Source organism: Vibrio sp. 970 (assembly GCF_033339075.1).
In genome coordinates this window covers 100,314-122,406 of record NZ_JAWOTW010000009.1, presented here as the reverse complement: position 1 = coordinate 122,406, position 22,093 = coordinate 100,314, and the positions used below count along the sequence as shown (strand labels likewise).

Below are 22,093 nucleotides of genomic sequence, written 5' to 3'. Positions count from 1 at the left end.
AGCGTGAATCGCCGCTCTTTGCTTTATGAGAATGGCTTAGCTTCTTAGCCCAATCCCTTTGGTTACTAGATAATGCGCAATGGCATACAGTGCAACAACAAACACTGCAAGTACACTAAATGAAGTGACAATGCCCACATCCGAGACACCTAAAAAGCCGTAGCGGAACGCATTCACCATGTAGACGATTGGGTTGATCTTAGAAACGCCTTGCCAAAATTCAGGCAGCAGACTGATCGAATAAAAGACTCCTCCCAAGTAAGTTAAAGGAGTCAATACAAACGTAGGGATGATCGAAATATCATCAAACGTTTTTGCGTAAACCGCATTGATCAAGCCACCGAGAGCAAATACCACCGACGTCATGAAGACAGTCGCGACAATAATGCCCCAGTGCTCCACTTGCAAATCAACGAACAAAAGTGACACACAAGTAACAATTGCACCGACCAACAAACCTCGAGTCACGCCGCCCATCACATAGCCAGCAATAATCACATAGTTTGGTACCGGTGCCACCAGCAGTTCTTCAATATTCTTCTGTAGCTTTGCACTAAAGAATGACGACGCCACGTTCGAGTATGAGTTAGTGATCACCGACATCATGATCAAACCTGGAACAATGTACTCCATGTAACTAAAGCCGCTCATCTCACCAATTCGAGAGCCAATAAGATTGCCGAAAATGATGAAGTACAACGTCATCGTAATGGCTGGCGGCACTAAGGTTTGCACCCAAATACGTGTAAAACGAGTGACTTCTTTGCTCAGCAAGCTGCGAAATGCCGTCCAATATAAACCGTACATTTAATTACTCCCCTCTCTTACAATGCTGACAAACAACTCTTCAAGTCGGTTGGCTTTGTTACGCATTGAGAGAACTTTAATGCCATGCTCTGTTAACTGACTGAATACCGAATTCAATCCTTGGCTCTTATCTAGTTCTATCTCTAAAGAGCCATCAACAATACTTTGTCGATTAACACCTTCAAGCTCAGGCACCTCGACTTCTGACTCAATATCCAAGATAAATGTCTCGACGCTTAGCTTACCTAGTAACGCCTTCATGGTGGTATTTTCAATCAGCTCACCACGATTAATAATGCCGATATTTCGACACAGCATCTCCGCTTCTTCTAGGTAGTGTGTCGTTAAAATAATCGTAATTCCTTGCTCTTGGTTGATCTCTTTCAGAAACCCCCACATTGAGCGGCGTAGTTCAATATCCACTCCAGCCGTTGGTTCATCTAAAATGAGTAATTGCGGCTCGTGCATCAAAGCTCTTGCGATCATTAAACGACGCTTCATCCCACCGGATAGGTTACGAGCACGCTCTTGGCGTTTTTCCCATAAATCCAATTTTTTCAGGTATTTTTCTGCTCTTTCTTTGGCTAATACTTTAGACACACCGTAATAGCCAGCTTGCTGCATCACAATTTGCTCAACGGTTTCAAACTGGTTGAAGTTGAACTCCTGTGGCACCAAGCCTAAATTCTGCTTGGCCAATTCGAGGTCGGTATCAATGTCATAACCGAAAACTTTCGTCGTTCCGGAGGTTTTATTCACTAAGGAGGAAATGATGCCAATCGTGGTCGATTTTCCTGCACCATTGGGACCCAGAAGCGCGTAGAAGTCACCCTTTTTCACTTGGAGACTTATACCTTTTAACGCCTCAAAGCCACCTGCATACGTCTTGCGCAATTGTTCAATTTCTAATGCGTACATAAGGTCTTGATTGCCGTTTGTTTGTGATTACTAATACCGACTCATATTTAGCAGCGGTTTACTACAAAATCGCCTTGGGTATCGTACTGGAGGTCCATCAGTTTATCGTTGAATAACGATGATTACAAATAAACCTTTCGATAATATTGGAAATATAACCCTTACCTCGTAAAGGTTATCTCTAAGTAAGACAAAATAGAGCATAAAAAAACGCAACAGGAAACTGTTGCGTTTTTAACTGTCAGAATGATTACGCCGTTATGCGCTGATACTGGTCTGCCTCAACATGTGCCACCGCCGCATTCAATGCTTCGTAACGGAATTGGTACATATTTTCATCCGGGACAAGGTCAATCACATGGAATTTCTCTAGCTGTTCTCGTGTTCGCTCATTCGGGCATAATAAATACACGGCACAATTGGCATCGAGAGCATCCTTAATCGCATTCTCTAATGCCAAACCGACGGTCACATCAATCATTGGTACATCCGTAAGATCGAGAATCATCACGTCATAGTCCGAAATACTAGAGTGTTGACGTGAAATGGCTTTAGAAACACTAAAGATCATCGGACCGGAAAGATAAAAGAACAGCACTTTACCATTCGCACGATCCAACAAGCCACGCTCGCTGTCAGTCAGCGGCACATCATCTTCATCCGCGTCGCTGATCGCTTTTACTTGTCGCGCCTGCTCTCGGCTCAAACGCTCGATGATGATAATGTTCGAGATAAAGACGCCTAAACCCACCGCAACGATAAGATCAACGAATACTGTAAGCAACATAACGCCATACATCACCGCCATTCCGGAAAAACTTACCTTATGTGCCCTCTGAATAAAGCTCCAGTCTAGGATGTTAAAGCCAACATACACCGCAATGCCTGCTAACACAGCCATCGGGATTGGCTCTGTTAACCCGCCAGCAACCAGTACAACCAACGCCAACATTAGTGCACGAATCACACCAGATAATGGCGAACGAGCCCCAACTTGGATATTCGTTACCGTCCCCATGGTAGCCCCCGCCCCCGGCAGCGCACCAAACAAGCCTGAGATCATGTTAGCTAACCCTTGACCTCGCAGCTCTTTATCTGAGTCGTGTTCTTTACGAGTTAATGAGTCACCGATAACTGCCGTTAACAAAGTATCAATACAACCTAATGTGCCTAGCACTAATGCATCAATGACCATCTCGACAAACATATCTGTGTCAATGTATGGTGCGACGAGAGAAGGTAACCCAGCAGGAATTTCACCGATACGACGAATATCTTCTGTATCAAAGAGAATCACAGACAATAAAGTCACCGCGACCAATGCCACGAGCTGTGCAGGAACGTATTTACGATATTGCTTAGGGAAGAAAAAAAGAATCCCCAAAGTCAGTAGTCCCAAAAACAACTCACTGAACTTAAGGTTAGAAATGGTCTCCGGCAAAGCAGATAACGTTCCGAGTACTCCCCCTGAAGGCGCAGCATGCCCCATCAAAGGCGATAACTGCAGAATGATAAGAATCACACCTATGCCAGACATAAACCCAGAAATAACGCTGTAAGGCATCAAGGTAACGTATTTACCCAGTTTTAACGTCCCCAATAGGATTTGGAACGCGCCAGCCATCATGACAACTGTGAAAGTCATAGCCATGCCCGTTTCTGGGTATTTCGCCATCATACTGGTTAATACTGCGGTCATGATTACCGTCATTGGCCCTGTCGGTTCTGATATTAACGTATTAGAACCACCAAATAACGAGGCAAACAAACCGACCATTATTGCCCCCCAAAGGCCGGCCTCAGCCCCGGCTCCGGATGCAACACCAAACGCTAACGCCAGAGGGAGAGAGATAATCGCCGTGGTTACCCCGCCAAACACATCCCCTTTGAAATTGATATCTTCAAAACGACTACCGAACACTGCTGATTTTCCCTGCATTCAATTTTAAAAAGTAAAATATCACTACTTTAACGAGCTAGGCGAAAATTTAAACCATAAATAGATTAAGGCTAAATTCACACCACAAATAGTTTCACCAGATTTTACTTTTTTCTTAATGAAAACTAGTCAGATGAGTCCTATCTGACGAATATTTAACGAGATCGAAATTGTAACATTGTGTATAGTTACAACACTGATCGCTTGCATGTGCACACAAACAGCGGCAGCGATTTTGTCTTTTAAGGGAAGTAGTTTGCAAAATGCCGGAAATAAAACAGTTATTTGAAAACAATTCGAAATGGTCTCAAGAGATCAAATCTGATCGACCTGAATACTTCGCAAAACTCGCAGAGGGTCAAAAGCCTGATTTTCTTTGGATTGGCTGCTCTGATAGCCGCGTCCCTGCCGAGCGACTAACCGGACTATACTCAGGTGAACTCTTTGTTCATCGGAATGTTGCAAACCAAGTTATCCATACTGATCTCAACTGTCTATCGGTCGTCCAGTACGCTGTAGACGTTCTTAAGGTTAAACACATCATTGTCTGTGGGCACTATGGATGTGGTGGTGTAAACGCAGCCATTGATAACCCTAAGCTAGGTCTTATTAATAATTGGCTGTTACATATCAGAGATATCTATTTCAAACACCGCACTTACCTAGATCAAATGCCGCAACAAGATCGAGCGGATAAACTAGGCGAGCTTAATGTTGCAGAGCAAGTGTACAACTTGGGTAACTCAACCATCCTGCAAAACGCTTGGGAGCGTGGGCAAGATGTTGAAATTCATGGTGTGGTATACGGAATTGAAGATGGTCGCTTAGAGTACTTAGGCATTCGTTCTAACTCTAAGGAAACCGTAGAAGCGTCTTACCAGAAAGCTCTTTCGACGATTCTAAATACAGACAACAAGCTGCTTTGTCGCTAAGTCATATCTAAAAGTTGAACAAAAAACGCCCATCTTAAATGGGCGTTTTTTTATTTTTAATGCTGAACTCAATGATTATTCTTGAGGTACAACTTTACCGATGTATGGTAAGTGGCGGTATTTCTGCGCGTAATCAATACCCACCCCAACGACAAATTCATCTGGAATTTCGAAACCAATCCAATCCACAGGAACATTCACTTCACGACGAGATGGCTTATCTAGGAGCGTACAAATAGCGATAGACTTCGGCTCACGTAGCGAAAGAATCTCACGGATTTTATTTAGTGTGTTACCAGTGTCAATGATGTCTTCAACAAGCAGAATGTCTTTACCTTTGATGTCATCATCCAAATCTTTCAAGATACGAACGTCACGTGAGCTTTCCATCGTATTGCCGTAGCTTGACGCAGTCATAAAATCAACTTGGTGAGTCAGTTCGATAGCACGTGCCAAGTCTGCCATAAATACAAATGAGCCACGCAATAAGCCTACCAACACAAGATCTTCACTACCTTGATAACGCTCTGTAATTTGTTTGCCTAATTCACGAACTCGCTCCTGAACTTCTTGCTCAGAAATCATGACTTCTATTGTATGTTTCATACTGTGCTCAATCTAAATTTGTGGGTTGAGGTAAGTCGCACGCAAACGATCACCTAATCTTACGGCGTGTAGTGTATCACCACGTTCATTGGGTTGAAAGTCGCATCCTGTTGCCAAAAAATCTTGGAAGAAGGTCTTAGTTTTATAAAGTTCATAGCTAAATTTATCAATAATAATGACATTACTGTATATAAATTGTTCTACAGATGTTGACCTTGTGCATATGCACCATTACACTCATCACTGCTTTAAGCAACTATTAAAATAATCAATTAGGGGGTTACCCCCAATATCAACTCAAATGGCAAGGAAAATGGATATGGACTCAATTGCAAAGAGACCTAGAACTAGGCTTTCTCCAATTAAGCGTAAGCAACAGTTAATGGAAATCGCATTGGAAGTATTTGCGCGCCGCGGCATCGGTCGTGGTGGTCACGCAGATATCGCAGAAATTGCTCAAGTTTCTGTAGCGACTGTTTTTAACTACTTCCCTACACGCGAAGACTTGGTGGATGAAGTTCTCAATCACGTCGTACGTCAGTTCTCAAACTTCCTATCGGATAACATAGACCTAGACTTACATGCACGTGAAAACATCGCCAATATTACTAATGCGATGATCGAGCTTGTCAGCCAAGATTGTCACTGGCTAAAAGTATGGTTCGAGTGGAGTGCTTCAACACGTGACGAAGTATGGCCATTGTTTGTTTCAACTAACCGTACTAACCAGTTGCTGGTACAAAACATGTTCATTAAAGCAATTGAACGTGGCGAAGTGTGTGACCAGCACGATTCAGAACACTTGGCAAACCTGTTCCACGGTATTTGTTACTCACTGTTTGTCCAAGCGAACCGCGCTAAAGGTGAAGCGGAGCTGAAACATCTAGTGAATTCATACTTAGATATGCTTTGCATTTACAACCGTGAACACTAAAGCTTAGCTCGTAATATATGTCAGCCCACCGTTTGGTGGGCTTTTTATTGTCTGCTGTCAGCTAAGCACACATTTATATTTCTATATAACAAGCATAAAAAAACCGCTGCAATGCAGCGGCTTCTATCATTCAGTCAGAAAAAGCTTACTTCTTCTTAACTGCTTTTTTGTTTGGCAGGTCAGTGATTGAACCTTCAAATACTTCAGCAGCCAGACCTACAGACTCGTGTAGAGTTGGGTGAGCGTGGATAGTCAGAGCGATATCTTCTGCATCACAGCCCATCTCAATTGCAAGGCCGATTTCACCAAGTAGTTCACCACCGTTAGTACCAACGATAGCACCACCGATTACGCGGTGAGTTTCTTTGTCGAAGATTAGCTTAGTCATACCGTCTGCACAGTCAGATGCGATTGCACGACCTGATGCTGCCCATGGGAATGTTGCTACTTCGTACTTGATGCCTTCTTCTTTCGCTTCTTTTTCAGTCTTACCAACCCAAGCCACTTCTGGCTCAGTGTACGCAATTGAAGGGATAACTTTAGGGTCGAAGTAGTGCTTCTTACCAGAGATAACTTCAGCAGCTACGTGACCTTCATGCACACCTTTGTGAGCAAGCATTGGTTGGCCAACGATATCACCGATCGCGAAGATGTGAGGAACGTTAGTACGCATTTGCTTATCAACGTTGATGAAGCCGCGCTCGTCAATTTCTAGACCCGCTTTTTCACCGTCGATTAGCTTACCATTTGGTACACGACCGATAGCAACTAGAACCGCATCGTAACGCTCAGCTTCAGCTGGCGCTTTCTTGCCTTCCATTGAAACGTAGATACCGTCTTCTTTTGCTTCAACTGCTGTTACTTTCGTTTCTAGCATTAGCTTGAACTTGTCTTTGATACGCTTAGTAAATACTTTCACGATATCTTTGTCTGCTGCAGGAATTACCTGGTCAAACATTTCAACAACTTCAACTTTAGAACCTAGAGAGTGGTAAACCGTACCCATTTCTAGACCGATGATACCACCGCCCATGATAAGCAGTTTTTCTGGCACTTCTTTTAGTTCAAGAGCGTCAGTAGAGTCCCAAATACGTGGGTCTTCATGCGGGATAAATGGCAGTTTGATTGGACGAGAACCAGCCGCAACGATTGCGTTATCAAAGTTAACAACTGTTGGCTCACCTTCGCCTTCTACAAGGATAGAGTTAGGGCCAGTGAACTTACCGTAACCGTTAACTACTGTTACGTTACGCATCTTAGCCATACCGCTTAGGCCGCCAGTTAGTTGGTTAACAACTTTTTCTTTCCAGATGCGGATTTTGCTGATGTCTGTTTGAGGCTCACCGAACACAACGCCGTGGTCCGCCATCGCTTTCGCTTCTTCAATTACTTTAGAAACGTGAAGCAGTGCTTTAGATGGGATACAACCCACGTTCAGACATACACCGCCAAGCGTGCTGTAACGTTCAACTAGTACAGTTTCAAGACCTAAGTCCGCACAACGGAATGCAGCGGAGTAACCAGCAGGACCAGAACCAAGTACAACAACTTGGGCTTTAATTTCTTTGCTCATTTTGACCTCTTGTAGTCATTATCCCTAACAGGCTGAGTGGGTATCGATTTTTTATGTTTAAGAGAGATTTGTTTTAAACAGTTATTTTCAGACCGCTAACAGTTTACAGAGATGTTAATGGTGTGAAAAGTAAATCAATTTAGCCTGTGAGCTAGACAACAATTCGATTGTGAAAACCCTGAACGAAGCAAGGCTGATAACCAAATTGTCGGTAATTATGATTAGCAGAGGCGGCTAAGTTGCCGCCTCTCATTCATCTAATTTCTATTACAGAACTAGACGACGAATGTCAGATAGACATGAGTTTAGGTAAGTGATGAAGCGCGCACCTTCAGCACCATCGATCACACGGTGGTCGTATGATAGAGACAGTGGAAGTTGTAGACGCGGTTCGAACTCTTTACCGTTCCATACCGGTTTCATTTCTGACTTAGACACACCTAGGATACCAACTTCTGGTGCGTTTACGATTGGAGTAAACGCTGTACCGCCGATACCGCCTAGGCTAGAGATAGTGAAACAGCCACCTTGCATGTCAGCCGCAGTTAGCTTACCAGCACGTGCTTTCTTAGAAACCGCCATTAGCTCTTCAGATAGCTCGTAGATGCCTTTCTTGTTCACGTCTTTAAATACAGGAACAACTAGACCGTTTGGTGTATCTACCGCGATACCAACATTCACGTATTTCTTCAGAATTAGGCTCTCACCGTCTTCTGATAGAGAAGAGTTGAACGCTGGGAACGCTTCAAGCGCTTTAGCTACCGCTTTCATGATGAACACAAGTGGTGTGATCTTCATGCCAGTGTCTTTCTTCGCTTCAATCGCGTTTTGCTCTTTACGGAATGCTTCAAGAGCCGTGATGTCTGCGTTATCCCACTGTGTAACGTGCGGGATCATTACCCAGTTACGGTGTAGGTTTGCGCCAGAGATCTTCTTAATGCGAGATAGCGGTTGAACTTCTGTCTCACCAAACTTGCTGAAGTCCACTTTTGGCCATGGTAGTAGACCAAGAGCCGCGCCGTCGCCTTTGCCAGATGCTGCTGCACCTGCGCCAGACTCAAGACGCTTAAGTGCATCTTTCACGTAAGCTTGAACGTCTTCTTTTAGGATACGGCTCTTACGACCAGAACCTTTAACCTTAGAAAGATTAACGCCAAATTCACGCGCTAGACGACGAACAACTGGAGACGCGTGAGCGTACTCATCGTTTTCTTTGAAATCGCCAGTCGCTGCTGGAGCTGCTGCCGCTGGAGCTTCTGCTTTAGGAGCTGGAGCTGCAGGTGCTGCCGCTTGAGCTGGAGCTGCTGCAGGAGCAGGTGCTGCGCCCGCCACTTCGAATACCATGATTAGTGAGCCAGTAGACACTTTGTCGCCAGCTGCAATCTTGATTTCTTTAACTGTGCCAGCGAATGGTGCAGGAACTTCCATAGAAGCTTTGTCACCTTCAACAGTGATTAGAGATTGCTCTTCTTCCACTGTGTCGCCAACCGCAACCATGATCTCAGTAACTTCAACTTCGTCGCCGCCGATATCTGGAACGTTCACTTCTTTTGCCGCAGACGCTGCTGGAGCTGCTGCCGCAGGAGCTTCAGCTGCCGCTGGTGCTGCTGGAGCGCCTGAACCTGCTGTTTCGAATACCATGATAAGTGAGCCAGTCGATACTTTATCGCCTGCTGCAACTTTGATCTCTTTTAGAGTACCTGCGAATGGCGCTGGAACTTCCATAGAAGCTTTGTCGCCTTCAACAGTTAGAAGAGATTGCTCTTCTTCGATGCTGTCGCCAACGGCAACCATGATTTCAGTAACTTCTACTTCATCACCACCGATGTCTGGTACGTGAACTTCTTTTAGTTCTGCCGCTGCTGCTGGAGCTGGAGCCGCTGCTGGAGCTGCTTCTGCCGCAGGAGCAGGTGCAGCGTCAGCTGCACCCTCGGCTTCGAAAATCATGATTAGAGAACCAGTAGAAACCTTGTCGCCTTCTGCAACTTTGATTTCTTTAACGATACCCGCTTGAGAAGCAGGAACTTCCATAGAAGCTTTATCGCCTTCAACTGTGATCAGAGATTGCTCTTCTTCAACCTTGTCGCCAACGCTTACAAGAATCTCAGTAACTTCAACCTCATCCGCACCGATGTCTGGTACATTAATTTCGATTGCCATTTCTTATCTACCTTCTTAATTAAGCGTATAGCGGGTTTGTTTTCTCTGTGTCGATGTCGAATTTCTTAATTGCTTCTGCAACTACAGATTTCTCAACTTCGCCACGTTTCGCTAGTTCAGTTAGCGCTGCTACTACTACGTAACCTGCGTTCACTTCGAAGTGACGACGTAGGTTTTCACGGCTGTCTGAACGACCGAAGCCATCAGTACCAAGAACTTTGAAAGACTCAGCAGGAATGTATGCACGAACCTGCTCTGCGTAGTTCTTCATGTAGTCAGTTGCTGCGATAGCAGGTTCAGTACCCATTACTGTTTGGATGTAAGGTACTTTCGCTTCCGCTTCTGGGTGAAGCATGTTGAAACGCTCTGCATCTTGGCCATCGCGAGTTAGTTCGTTGAATGACGTTACAGAGTAAACATCAGAAGCGACACCGTAATCTTCGCTTAGGATTTGAGCTGCTTTACGTACTTCATTCATGATAGTACCAGAGCTCATTAGCTGAACTTTCGCTTTGTCGCCCGTGTAAGTTTCTAGCTTGTAGATACCTTTACGGATGCCTTCTTCAGCGCCTTCTGGCATTGCTGGCATTGCGTAGTTTTCGTTCATTAGCGTTAGGTAGTAGAACACGTTTTCTTGTTCTGGACCGTACATGCGACGGATACCGTCTTGCATGATTACTGCTACTTCGTACGCGAATGTTGGGTCGTAAGAAATACAGTTAGGAACCGTACCCGCCAAAATGTGCGAGTGGCCGTCTTCGTGCTGTAGACCTTCACCGTTCAACGTTGTACGACCCGCAGTTGCACCTAGTAGGAAACCACGTGCTTGTTGGTCACCAGCCATCCACGCCATGTCGCCAACACGTTGGAAGCCGAACATTGAGTAGTAGATGTAGAACGGGATCATTGGTAGGTCGTTTGTCGAGTATGAAGTCGCAGCAGCAACCCATGAAGACATAGCACCTAGCTCGTTGATACCTTCTTGTAGAACCTGACCTGAAGTCGCTTCTTTGTAGTAAGAAACAACGCCACGGTCTTCTGGTGTGTAAGTTTGACCGTGCGGGTTGTAGATACCGATTTGACGGAACAGACCTTCCATACCGAATGTACGTGCTTCGTCAGCAATGATAGGAACGATGTTCTTACCAATGTTCTTGTTCTTAAGTAGAACGTTTAGTGCACGTACGAATGCCATAGTAGAAGAGATATCACGCTTCTGTTCTTCTAGTAGTAGCTTGAATTCTTCTAGCTCAGGAACGATGAATTCTTGAGTGAATTTTGGTAGACGCTGTGGCGTGTAGCCGTGTAGCGCTTTACGACGAGCGTGTAGGTATTCGTACTCTTTTGAACCTTCTTCAAGTTTCAGGTACGGAAGTTCTTTCACTGCTTCGTCAGTTAGGATGTCTTGAAGACCTAGACGGTCACGTAGGTGTAGTACGTGAGTCATGTCCATCTTCTTAACTTGGTGCGCGATGTTCTTACCTTCAGCCGCTTCACCCATGCCGTAACCTTTAACAGTCTTAGCTAGGATTACTGTTGGACGACCTTTAGTTTCTGCCGCGTTTTTGTATGCCGCGTATAGCTTAGAAGACTCGTGACCACCACGCTTAAGTGCGAAGATTTCGTCATCAGTCATGTCAGCAACAAGTGCAGCTGTCTCTGGGTACTTACCAAAGAAGTGCTCACGTACGTACGCGCCATCTTTTGATTTGAATGTTTGGTAGTCGCCGTCGATCGTTTCATTCATAAGCTGTAGAAGCTTACCAGTCGTATCTTTAGCTAGTAGTGAATCCCAGTTGTTACCCCAGATTACCTTCACTACGTTCCAACCAGCACCTTTGAACAGACCTTCAAGTTCTTGAATGATCTTACCGTTACCCATTACAGGGCCATCTAGACGCTGTAGGTTACAGTTGATTAGGAAGCATAGGTTGTCTAGTTTCTCACGCGCAGCGAAAGAGATAGCACCACGTGATTCTGGCTCATCCATCTCACCGTCACCTAGGAACGCGTAAACGCGCTGCTCTGAAGTATCTTTAAGACCACGGCCTTCTAGGTACTTAAGGAAACGAGCTTGGTAGATAGAAGCGATTGGACCTAGGCCCATCGATACTGTCGGGAACTGCCAGAATTCAGGCATCAGTTTAGGGTGCGGGTATGAAGGAATACCTTTTCCGTCTACTTCTTGACGGAAGTTGTCTAGCTGCTCTTCAGTTAGACGACCTTCAACGAATGCACGTGAGTAGATACCTGGTGAAATGTGACCTTGGTAGTAAACTAGGTCGCCACCATCCTTCTCGTTTGGCGCACGGAAGAAGTGGTTGAAACATGTCTCGTAGAACGCAGCAGAAGACTGGAAAGACGCCATGTGGCCGCCTAGCTCTAGGTCTTTCTTAGATGCACGTAGAACGATCATGATAGCGTTCCAACGAATAATTGAGCGAATACGACGCTCAAGTGTTGTGTCACCTGGGTATGCTGGTTCTTGGTCTGCAGGAATCGTGTTGATGTAGTTAGTTGTGATACCTGTTGGCATATCAACACCGTCTAGACGTGCTTTATCTAGAACTTGCTCTAATAGGAATTGAGCACGCTCTAGACCTTCTTCACGTACAACTGACTCAAGCGCTTGTAGCCATTCTTGAGTTTCCAGTGCATCTACGTCATGCTTCATATCAGACATGGCGATCTATCCTTCTGTTGGTTGGATCTACTTATTTAAGTAACGCTCTTACGAGTCATTACCCTGCTGAATTCGACGTAGAGAACGCTCTCGTCGAGACTCTTCTCGAGTCAAATCCAACAATGTTTCTTCGATGTAAGCCAAGTGCGAGTGGGACATTTCTCGCGCCTTTTCAGGCTGACCAGAAACAATCGCATCCACGATATTGGCTCGGTGTTTACTGACTTTCTCGACCGCTTCTGGGCGGCGACGTAGTAATTTAAAATTTTGTAGAATATTTTGCTCAAGCAAAGGTGCTAAGCTTCGAACAATGTGCAACAAAACCACGTTGTGCGCGGCTTCTGTCAAAGCGATCAAAAATTGCATTACTTCCGCAGATTCAGCTTCGATATCGTTGTTTGCTTGCTCTTGGCTAATGCGCTCAAGGCAACCTTGAATACGCGCAAAATCTTCTTCGGTACCACGTAAAGCTGCAAAGTAGGCTGAAATTCCTTCCATCGCATGACGAGACTCAAGCACATCAAGCTGGGTTTCAGAATGACTAGACAACAAATTCAACAAGGGATCTGAAAAGCTCTTCCAGATATTCTCACTTACGAATGTTCCGCCACCTTGGCGACGAGTCAACAAACGCTTCGCTTCCAAGCGTTGAATGGCCTCTCGGACTGAAGGACGAGACACATCGAACTGTTTTGCCAGTTCACGCTCTGGAGGCAGTTGTTGCCCCGGAGACAATGTTCCTTCCACTATCAACCTTTCTAACTCTTGTTCTATAACATCAGAGAGTTTTGGCTGACGAATCCTTTGATAAGCCATAATTTATTGTTCTTCTACTCTTGCAGGTAATTGGTAATACCAATTTTAAGTTGGTGCAGAAATTAACATAATTAAAACGCCACTGTCCAGCCGAAAATTGACCTAAATCATAGAACGAGCTTACTTCCAACACTCTGATAACAATCGACTGTTAAAACAGCAATAGAATTGGTATGACCAATTACATAAAGCATACAAATGGGAAGTCGACGTGCTAGCAGTTTTGGAAAAGAAATACAGAAAATGACAAAATTATCAGTCTATTTATTCACCAAAACGGCATATACGAGCGTAAAAATGTAGTTAACTTTTAACAATCATTAATATTTCTGGTATCAAAAAAAGGCATACCTGATCGTATGCCTTATTTATTTCGCTTTTTTGAATTTACACTTTCGCTACAAATCAACGCTGTATAAGCAGTCTATATTTCACCCAATCAAAGCTTAGACCAGGATCGCTTTTTCTCAAGGGCGCAATATATTGATGACCGGTAATTCGTGGCGGGGTGATTTGAGGATAAGACTGCATAATCACCTCAGTGATCTCTGCAAGTGATTGATATTGCGCTTCTGTGTAGGCAGTAAATTCTGTCCCTTCAAGCTCGATACCAATGGAATAGTCATTACAACGCTCCCTGCCTGCGAAACTGGATTGACCGGCATGCCATGCTCTATCGAGAAAAGAAACAAATTGAACAACCTCGCCGTTTCTCTTAATCAAGCAATGTGCAGAAACGCCCATTTTGTGAATAACTTCAAAAAATGGATGTTCACTTGGATCTAGCTTGCCAGTGAAGAAGTCCTCTATATATGGTCCACCAAACTGCCCAGGAGGCAAACTGATATTGTGTACCACCAGCAGAGAGATGTCGTTTATATCAGAGCGGGCATCAAAAAATGGTGACGGAACATGCTTTGCTTGTGTCAGCCAGCCATTCTCGATAATTGGGCGCATATCAACCTCTCTACTTTGCAAATTAACTGCTGAAATTATTGACACCGGAGAGTATCATTCGTTGCCATCTCCCTTTCAAGACAAGATTTGCGATGAAGAACACACACAACATTCAAGAACGCCTAGAATACCTTAAACAACAACTCCCTTTAGAGATCACTCGCTCTGTCGCTGATACCTTAAAAGAAGATCTAGGTGGCAGTGTCGACGCAGATAACGACATTACTGCATCTTTGATCCCTGCCGATGCGGTTAATACCGCAACGATTATTACTCGTGAGCATGGTGTGTTCTGTGGTCAAGCATGGGCTGATGAAGTTTTTAAACAGCTCGGTGGCAAGGTCAGCATTGAATGGCACGTAAAGGACGGCGATAAAGTCGAACCTAACCAAACCCTTTGCACGCTGACAGGCCCTGCTCGTGACTTGTTGACTGGTGAGCGTAACGCAATGAACTTCATCCAAACGCTGTCTGGCTGCGCAACAGTTACCGCAGAGTACGCTGAAAAAATCGCGCATACTGAGTGTCGTCTACTCGACACACGCAAAACCATTCCTGGTCTGCGTAGCGCACTAAAATACGCCGTGACGTGTGGTGGAGGCTTTAACCATCGCATCGGCGTGTTCGACGCTTACCTCATTAAAGAAAACCACATTATTGCTTGTGGTGGCATCACTCAAGCCATCCAAAAAGCGAAAGAGCTTAACCCAGGCAAACCGGTAGAAGTCGAAACGGAAAGCTTAGAAGAGTTGAAACAAGCGATAGAGGCTGGTGCCGACATCATCATGCTCGATAACTTCACAAAAGAAATGATGCGTGAAGCCGTAGCGATTAACGCAGGTCGTGCCGCTTTAGAGAACTCCGGCAACATTACGCTAGAGACCATCGCAGAATACGCAGAAACCGGTGTCGATTACATTTCGGTAGGCGCGTTGACTAAGCATCTAAAAGCGATGGATCTTTCGATGCGCTTCAAATAATAAAAGCAACACAATCTCAATTACTTCAACTAACTCAGTGAGTTGTGAGTAACTCATCATTTAAAAGGGCCAATTGGCCCTTTCTTTTTATCCACTAAAAAAATAGTACTACTCGCAAAACTCTGCATGAGATATGCAACTTTTCACCAAAGAGTTTTATCTCACTCGAGAGCCCATCTCTTCCCCATTTTCAACCCACCTTAACTCTCCATAATCTTTCGCCAATGCAAGAGCATTATTAATTTTTAGGAAAGGGTTAAAAATGAAAAACAGTAAACAGAAAAAACAACAGGGTTTTACTCTGATTGAGTTAATGATTGTGGTGGCGATTATTGGCATCTTATCTGCTTTCGCAGTTCCTGCTTACCAAAATTATACTAAGAAAGCGACATTGTCAGAATTTCCAAAAGCAGCTGCGGCAGCCAAATTAGCAGTAGAATTATGTGCCCATGAGAATGCCTCAAATGAAACAACATTTATTAGTGAATGTGTAAAGGAAGAAAATGGAATTCCCGCTAAATTCGTTTTGAATAATATTGAAATTAGCGTTGTTAAAGCCACAGATGCTAGCGTTTCTGGTGCGATAGCAGTTATTGCAGCAGCTGATGAAGTTAAGGGACCTATTGCTAAAGGCGAGCAATATATCATGGCTGCATCATATAAAACTCAAGGCTTAGAGTGGGGGGCTTCATGTAAAGCTGGCGGTAAAGCACAAACAGACTACTGCCCAAACTAACTTAAATGTTGACCAACCTATCCACGGCTCTTCGCCAAAAAGGGTTACTGACGTTTTCCCAAGAAGAATCGTTAATAGAGCAAGTCAAAGCTTCTGGCATTTCGATGCCAGAGGCTTTACTCAGTTCTGGATTATTTACATCAAGCGAACTCGCTGAGCACTTAAGTTCTCTCTTTGGTTTAAATCAGCCCGAGTTATCTCAGTACGAGTACGCTTCGCTTTGTCAACAACTCGGTCTACGTGAATTAATCACTCGGCATAACGCACTCCCACTCCAACGTACGCCTTCAACGTTATTATTAGCGGTTGCCGACCCCACGAACCAACAAGCAGAAGATGACTTCCGCTTTGCGACAGGGTTGCAAGTAGAACTTGTTCTCGCTGATTTTCGCGAGCTGACCGCTGCGATTCGGCGCTTATATGGCCGCGCACTTGGGCAGGAAAAGTCTGGGCTAAAAGAGATCAACCAAGAAGAATTAGCCAACCTGGTTGATGTGGGCGCAGATGAAATCGACAACATTGAAGACTTGAGCCAAGACGAGTCGCCCGTCAGCCGTTACATAAACCAAATTCTGCTGGACGCTGTGCGCAAAGGCGCATCCGATATCCACTTTGAGCCTTATGAAAAGATGTACCGCGTTCGCTTACGCTGTGATGGCATCTTAATTGAAACACAGCAGCCACCAAGCCACTTAAGTCGCCGCTTATCCGCTCGTATCAAAATCCTCTCTAAGCTTGATATTGCAGAGCGACGTTTACCACAAGATGGGCGTATAAAGCTCAAGTTGAATCAAGACACCGCGATTGATATGCGTGTATCCACACTACCGACTCTATTCGGAGAGAAAATTGTACTACGACTGCTCGACAGCAGCTCTGCGTCACTGGATATCGACAAGCTTGGTTATAGCGAACAACAAAAACAATTGTACTTGGATGCGCTGCGTCGCCCACAAGGCATGATTCTGATGACAGGCCCAACAGGGAGCGGTAAAACCGTTTCTCTATACACTGGGCTAAGTATCCTCAATAAGCCAGAAATCAACATTTCCACGGCAGAAGACCCAGTAGAAATTAACTTATCGGGCATTAACCAAGTTCAAGTTCAGCCTAAGATTGGTTTTGGTTTTGCCGAAGCCCTGCGCTCTTTCTTACGTCAAGACCCGGATGTGGTAATGGTCGGTGAGATTCGTGACTTAGACACCGCCGAAATCGCTATAAAAGCATCGCAAACCGGTCACTTAGTACTTTCAACCTTGCATACCAATTCTGCGGCTGAAACGGTTATTCGTTTATCAAACATGGGCGTAGAAAGCTTTAACTTGGCCTCATCTCTTAGTTTGATTATTGCCCAGCGCTTGGCCCGTAAACTGTGCTCGCACTGTAAACAATCACAAGAGCTTACCGTTCAGCTACAACACCTTGGAATTCAAGCAAGCGACAACATTTTTAAAGCCAATCCCGATGGATGTAATGAGTGTACCCATGGTTATTCCGGCCGAACGGGGATTTATGAAGTGATGCGCTTTGATGAATTTCTTTCCGAAGCGCTTATTAAAGGCGCCTCGGTACATGAACTAGAAAAACTCGCCATCGCAAATGGTATGAGCACGTTACAAATGTCGGGCATAGAAAAACTCAAACAAGGGATCACAAGTTTTAGTGAACTACAGCGCGTACTTTATTTTTAATCCTTTAATCAGCAGTCACCTCTATGAAAAGCACTACACCACAACTTAAAAACTTCCGCTGGAAAGGCATCAACAGTTCAGGCAAAAAGACATCTGGACAAACCCTCGCGATGACGGAAATTGAAGTACGCGAGCGTCTAGACGCACAGCACATCAAGATCAAGAAGTTAAAGAAAAGCAGTATCTCGTTTCTCACTAAACTCAGCCATCGCGTGAAAGGCAGAGACATCACGGTGTTTACCCGTCAGATTTCGACGATGTTGATAACCGGTGTACCCTTAGTTCAGGCTTTAAAATTGGTCTCAGAAAATCATAAAAAAGCAGAGATGAAATCCATTTTGATGAGCGTGGCACGCGCCGTTGAAGCGGGGACGCCCATGTCAAAAGCCATGCGCACTGCAAGTGAACACTTTGACCCACTCTATACCGATCTTATCGCCACAGGTGAGCAATCCGGTAACTTAGCAGAAGTATTCGAGCGCTTAGCCACCTACCGAGAAAAAAATGAGCAGCTTCGTGCGAAAGTGATCAAAGCACTGATTTACCCAGCCATGGTAGTGCTAGTAGCGTTAGGAGTGTCGTTTATCATGCTCACCAAAGTCATTCCCGAGTTTGAAAAAATGTTTGTTGGTTTTGGTGCTGACTTACCGTGGTTTACCAGGCAAGTGTTAGATCTTTCCGCCTGGACACAAAACTGGAGCCCATTTATAGCACTAGGCTCTATCAGTCTATTCATCTCAGCGAGAATCCTCTCTAAGCGTTCAGATTCTTTTCGCTTAATGCTCAATCGCTCTGTGCTTAAATTTCCTGTCCTCGGGCCCGTATTATCAAAAGCCGCTATCGCCAAATTTAGTCGAACACTCGCCACAAGCTTTACAGCGGGTATTCCAATTCTAACCAGTTTAAAAACCACATCAAAAACCTCAGGAAACTTGCACTATCAACTCGCCATAGAAGAAGTTTACCGTGATACCGCCGCAGGTATGCCAATGTATGTTGCCATGCGTAACTGTAATGTGTTCCCTGAATTAGTGTTACAAATGGTCATGATCGGTGAAGAGTCTGGTCGACTTGACGACATGCTCAATAAAGTTGCAACGATCTACGAGTTTGAAGTCGATAACACCGTCGACAACCTTAGTAAAATTCTAGAGCCACTAATTATCGTTTTTTTAGGTATCGTTGTTGGCGGATTAGTGACAGCAATGTACTTGCCAATCTTTAACTTAATGAGTGTATTGGGCTAGAATGAGCTGTTAACTCCTTTAAAACAGCATCTTGCTGATTTCACTCATCGCTCAAGAGACAAATATGGAAGTATTCCAGTACTACCCTTGGCTATTCGTTGTGTTTGCCACCATCTTCGGTCTGATCGTGGGTAGCTTCCTCAATGTGGTTATTTATCGACTACCTAAAATCATGGAACTAGAATGGCGACGCGAATGTGCCGAGTCATTTCCTGAATACAAAATAGAACCTCCTAAAGAAGTGCTGACCTTGAGCGTTCCACGCTCCTCCTGCCAGAAATGCGCAACACCGATACGTATTCGCGACAACATTCCTGTGATTAGCTGGCTGCTTTTAAAAGGCAAATGTCACAACTGTCAGGCAACCATTAGTGCACGCTATCCACTGATTGAACTGCTCACCGCGTTCTGTTCAGGCTTTATCGCTTATTACTTTGGTTTTAGTTACTTTACCGTTGCCCTACTCTTTTTTACTTTTATCTTAATCGCCGCAACATTTATCGATCTCGATACTATGTTGTTACCTGACCAATTAACATTACCATTAACTTGGGCTGGCATTGCCTTAGCATTAGTCGAAATAAGTCCTGTTACTCTACAAGATTCTGTCATTGGTGCTATTGCTGGTTACCTATGTCTCTGGTCCGTTTACTGGGGCTTTAAGCTACTTACTGGTAAAGAAGGAATGGGGTATGGTGATTTTAAACTACTGGCGGCACTAGGAGCTTGGCTAGGTTGGCAGTCACTGCCGATGATCATTCTACTTTCTTCTGTGGTTGGCATCGTATTTGGCATCATTCAACTACGCTTGCAACAGCAGGGAATTGAAAAAGCTTTCCCTTTCGGTCCTTACTTAGCAATTGCTGGTTGGATAAGCTTAATTTGGGGCGACCAGATTTTAAACTGGTACTTTACTTCAGTTCTAGGAGTGTAAATGGCTTTGGTTATTGGTTTAACAGGCGGTATCGCTAGTGGAAAAACAACCGTCGCGAATCTGTTCAAACAACAATTTAAAATCGATATCGTCGATGCCGACATTGTAGCAAGAGAAGTTGTCGAGCCAGGTACTCCCGGCCTAAACGCGATTATTGAACACTTTGGTCACGATATCGTTCGTGAAGACCAAACTTTAGATCGCGCAAAGCTGAGAGAAAAAATCTTTTCGAATTCAGATGAAAAAGCATGGCTCAATGCACTGTTGCACCCGATAATTCGTGAAAAGATGATCGAAGATTTGCAGCAAGTCACTTCAGAGTATGCGTTACTTGTGGTGCCGTTGCTCGTAGAAAACAAGCTAGATAGTTTGTGTGATCGCATTCTTGTCGTCGATGTAGAACCGAATACACAGATATCTCGCACGATGAAACGAGACAATGTGAGTGAAGATCAAGTTCGCGCCATCCTTTCCTCTCAAGCATCAAGAGAGCAAAGGCTCGCGCTTGCAGACGATGTGGTTAAGAATAATCCAAGTGACCCTGATCTTTTGCTTCAAATCACAGATTTGCACGAAAAGTACCTAGCCATGTGTAAGAAAAATCTGCGAAAATAGGAACGAAACTCACAAAGGCTTATGTCGATGACCACGCACAAATTTGAACATCCGTTAAATGAGAAAACTCGTATTTATCTAAGAGTGGAGTCTCTGCTGCGTCAGGCTCACTTGGCCTCTGGGTTTAGCGAAAATCATCAGTATCAACTGTTTTTCCGTGCGTTATTCGATATGGTTGAGATCTTCGAACAAATCCAACTGAAAAGTGAACTGGCTAAAGATCTTGAGAAGCAACGGCTGTCGTACCGCCATTGGCTCAATGTCGATGGTGTCGATCAAGACGCATTAAATACCTTGCTACAAGAGATAGATGTCGTTCATAGCCAACTAATGGGTGCTGAACGTTTTGGCCAAGCATTAAAAGAAGATCGCTTCCTAAGCTCTATCCGTCAACGCTTTAATCTACCGGGTGGTTCATGCTGTTTTGATCTGCCAGCATTACACTACTGGCTTCATCTATCTATTGAACGTAAAAAGCGTGATGCACAACAGTGGCAAGCAAGCTTAAAGCCCTTATCTGATGCGCTTTCGTTATGGTTAAAGCTCACTAGAGAGACCGGACATTTCAAAGCTCAAATCGGTCGTGCAGGTTTCTTCCAAAGTGACGCTGATGAAGCCAACATTCTAAGACTTCACATCCCAATGGAATATGGCGTGTATCCTATGATTTCAGGCCATAAAAACCGCTTTGCGATCAAGTTCATGTCGTTTGAAAACGGTCAAGCATGCACACAAGATATTGAATTTGAACTTGCTGTTTGCAGCTAAGACGACACTACGCCTCGCCTCCATAATCTAAAATTCAACGCTTTATTGCGCTTATATTTGATAAAATTTCGTAGCAGCAATAGCGCGTTGAATAAGCCATCTTTAATTCGTTTAGGTATACTACCCTTTAACACCAATTAGTAATGGGACGCTCAACTATGTCTAAAGTTACCATCGTTCAATGTCCACAATGTGGCGCCGACGTAGAATGGGGAGAACAAAGTCCTCATCGCCCTTTCTGCAGTAAACAATGCCAAATGATTGATTTTGGTGAATGGGCAGATGAAGAAAACACCATCCCAGGCGCACCCGATATGTCCGATAGTGATGGTTGGTCTGAAGACCAGTATTAAATTGAGACCTAGGGTAAAGGAATACCCTAGGTTCCTTCTTGGGGAATCTGAATCACGCTCCTTCGTCGCTGTCCAGAATGACGAATTTGAACCTCGGTGCTATATAATCTTTGACCATCATTTTCCGTCATTCCGAGGAGCCATAGCGACATCAGGAATCTACTCACAGTAAGGATGAAGCTAACAACTTAAACACTTGCATGCTCGACTAGTAGATTCTGAATCACGCTCCTTCGTCGCTGTCCAGAATGACGAATTTTAACCACGGTACTCTATAATCTTTGACCATCATTTCCTGTCATTCCGAGGAGCCATAGCGGCATCAGGAATCTACTCATAGCAAGGATGAAGCTAACAACGTAAACAATTGCATGCTCGACTAGTAGATTCTGAATCACGCTCCTTCGTCGCTGTCCAGAATGACGAATTTTAACCACGGTACTC

Annotated in this window: 19 protein-coding genes; 10 read left to right on the top strand and 9 right to left on the bottom strand. The window is 44.4% G+C overall.

Going from position 1 to position 22,093, the window contains the following annotated elements; genetic code table 11:
* Window positions 1-36: 36 nt before the first annotated feature.
* The 3 genes from R7Q11_RS14880 to R7Q11_RS14870 all read right to left on the bottom strand — a co-directional run bounded on the left by R7Q11_RS14880 (window position 37) and on the right by R7Q11_RS14870 (window position 3,646).
* Window positions 37-807: an ABC transporter permease gene (locus R7Q11_RS14880; protein WP_005386598.1), complete on the bottom strand. Its 771-nt coding sequence runs from the start codon at window positions 805-807 to the stop codon at window positions 37-39.
* Window positions 808-1,725: an ABC transporter ATP-binding protein gene (locus R7Q11_RS14875; RefSeq protein WP_005380000.1), complete on the bottom strand. Its 918-nt coding sequence runs from the start codon at window positions 1,723-1,725 to the stop codon at window positions 808-810.
* 250 nt (window positions 1,726-1,975) lie between these two features.
* Window positions 1,976-3,646: a SulP family inorganic anion transporter gene (locus R7Q11_RS14870; protein ID WP_005379997.1), complete on the bottom strand. Its 1,671-nt coding sequence runs from the start codon at window positions 3,644-3,646 to the stop codon at window positions 1,976-1,978.
* Between the two features lie 281 nt (window positions 3,647-3,927).
* On the opposite strand from R7Q11_RS14870, the gene can reads away from it, so the two are divergent.
* The gene (can, locus tag R7Q11_RS14865) at window positions 3,928-4,596 is read left to right on the top strand and encodes a carbonate dehydratase (protein WP_005379996.1); all 669 of its coding nucleotides are present in this window, start codon (window positions 3,928-3,930) and stop codon (window positions 4,594-4,596) included.
* 75 nt (window positions 4,597-4,671) lie between these two features.
* Here the strand turns inward: can and hpt are convergent, their stop codons facing one another.
* Complete coding sequence (gene hpt, locus R7Q11_RS14860; RefSeq protein ID WP_005379995.1) at window positions 4,672-5,202, bottom strand: hypoxanthine phosphoribosyltransferase; 531 nt, start codon at window positions 5,200-5,202, stop codon at window positions 4,672-4,674.
* A 319-nt stretch (window positions 5,203-5,521) separates the two neighbouring features.
* Here hpt and opaR point away from each other — a divergent pair, with 319 nt between their 5' ends.
* Window positions 5,522-6,136, top strand: coding sequence for a transcriptional regulator OpaR (gene opaR / locus R7Q11_RS14855; RefSeq protein WP_005379994.1), 615 nt, complete (start codon window positions 5,522-5,524; stop codon window positions 6,134-6,136).
* Window positions 6,137-6,281: 145 nt separating this feature from the next.
* On the opposite strand, the gene lpdA is transcribed toward opaR, so the two are convergent.
* The 5 genes from lpdA to ampD form a co-directional block, all read right to left on the bottom strand.
* A complete protein-coding gene (lpdA, locus tag R7Q11_RS14850) occupies window positions 6,282-7,709 on the bottom strand; it encodes a dihydrolipoyl dehydrogenase (RefSeq protein WP_005379993.1) in 1,428 nt (475 codons plus the stop codon).
* 267 nt (window positions 7,710-7,976) lie between these two features.
* The gene (aceF, locus tag R7Q11_RS14845) at window positions 7,977-9,869 is read right to left on the bottom strand and encodes a pyruvate dehydrogenase complex dihydrolipoyllysine-residue acetyltransferase (RefSeq protein WP_005396678.1); all 1,893 of its coding nucleotides are present in this window, start codon (window positions 9,867-9,869) and stop codon (window positions 7,977-7,979) included.
* A 19-nt stretch (window positions 9,870-9,888) separates the two neighbouring features.
* Window positions 9,889-12,552 (bottom strand): pyruvate dehydrogenase (acetyl-transferring), homodimeric type, encoded by a 2,664-nt coding sequence (gene aceE / locus R7Q11_RS14840; protein ID WP_225466548.1) that lies wholly within the window; start codon window positions 12,550-12,552, stop codon window positions 9,889-9,891.
* 48 nt (window positions 12,553-12,600) lie between these two features.
* On the bottom strand, window positions 12,601-13,368 hold the full coding sequence (gene pdhR, locus R7Q11_RS14835; protein ID WP_005379989.1) for a pyruvate dehydrogenase complex transcriptional repressor PdhR: 768 nt from the start codon (window positions 13,366-13,368) through the stop codon (window positions 12,601-12,603).
* 405 nt (window positions 13,369-13,773) lie between these two features.
* Window positions 13,774-14,325, bottom strand: a complete 552-nt coding sequence (gene ampD, locus R7Q11_RS14830) for a 1,6-anhydro-N-acetylmuramyl-L-alanine amidase AmpD (RefSeq protein WP_025768186.1) — start codon at window positions 14,323-14,325, stop codon at window positions 13,774-13,776.
* A 92-nt stretch (window positions 14,326-14,417) separates the two neighbouring features.
* Between ampD and nadC the strand changes: the two genes are divergently transcribed.
* The 8 genes from nadC to yacG all read left to right on the top strand — a co-directional run bounded on the left by nadC (window position 14,418) and on the right by yacG (window position 21,649).
* Window positions 14,418-15,305: a carboxylating nicotinate-nucleotide diphosphorylase gene (gene nadC / locus R7Q11_RS14825; RefSeq protein WP_005379983.1), complete on the top strand. Its 888-nt coding sequence runs from the start codon at window positions 14,418-14,420 to the stop codon at window positions 15,303-15,305.
* A 262-nt stretch (window positions 15,306-15,567) separates the two neighbouring features.
* Window positions 15,568-16,041, top strand: a complete 474-nt coding sequence (locus R7Q11_RS14820) for a prepilin-type N-terminal cleavage/methylation domain-containing protein (protein WP_065274839.1) — start codon at window positions 15,568-15,570, stop codon at window positions 16,039-16,041.
* Between the two features lie 5 nt (window positions 16,042-16,046).
* Window positions 16,047-17,732, top strand: coding sequence for a type IV-A pilus assembly ATPase PilB (gene pilB, locus R7Q11_RS14815; protein WP_225466547.1), 1,686 nt, complete (start codon window positions 16,047-16,049; stop codon window positions 17,730-17,732).
* Between the two features lie 23 nt (window positions 17,733-17,755).
* Window positions 17,756-18,979 (top strand): type II secretion system F family protein, encoded by a 1,224-nt coding sequence (locus tag R7Q11_RS14810; RefSeq protein WP_225466546.1) that lies wholly within the window; start codon window positions 17,756-17,758, stop codon window positions 18,977-18,979.
* A gap of 64 nt (window positions 18,980-19,043) precedes the next feature.
* A complete protein-coding gene (locus R7Q11_RS14805) occupies window positions 19,044-19,913 on the top strand; it encodes a prepilin peptidase (protein WP_225466545.1) in 870 nt (289 codons plus the stop codon).
* Window positions 19,914-20,528 (top strand): dephospho-CoA kinase, encoded by a 615-nt coding sequence (gene coaE, locus R7Q11_RS14800; RefSeq protein WP_042521328.1) that lies wholly within the window; start codon window positions 19,914-19,916, stop codon window positions 20,526-20,528.
* A 27-nt stretch (window positions 20,529-20,555) separates the two neighbouring features.
* Window positions 20,556-21,296: a cell division protein ZapD gene (gene zapD, locus R7Q11_RS14795; RefSeq protein WP_042521326.1), complete on the top strand. Its 741-nt coding sequence runs from the start codon at window positions 20,556-20,558 to the stop codon at window positions 21,294-21,296.
* Between the two features lie 158 nt (window positions 21,297-21,454).
* On the top strand, window positions 21,455-21,649 hold the full coding sequence (gene yacG / locus R7Q11_RS14790) for a DNA gyrase inhibitor YacG (RefSeq protein WP_017635922.1): 195 nt from the start codon (window positions 21,455-21,457) through the stop codon (window positions 21,647-21,649).
* Window positions 21,650-22,093 lie beyond the last annotated feature (444 nt).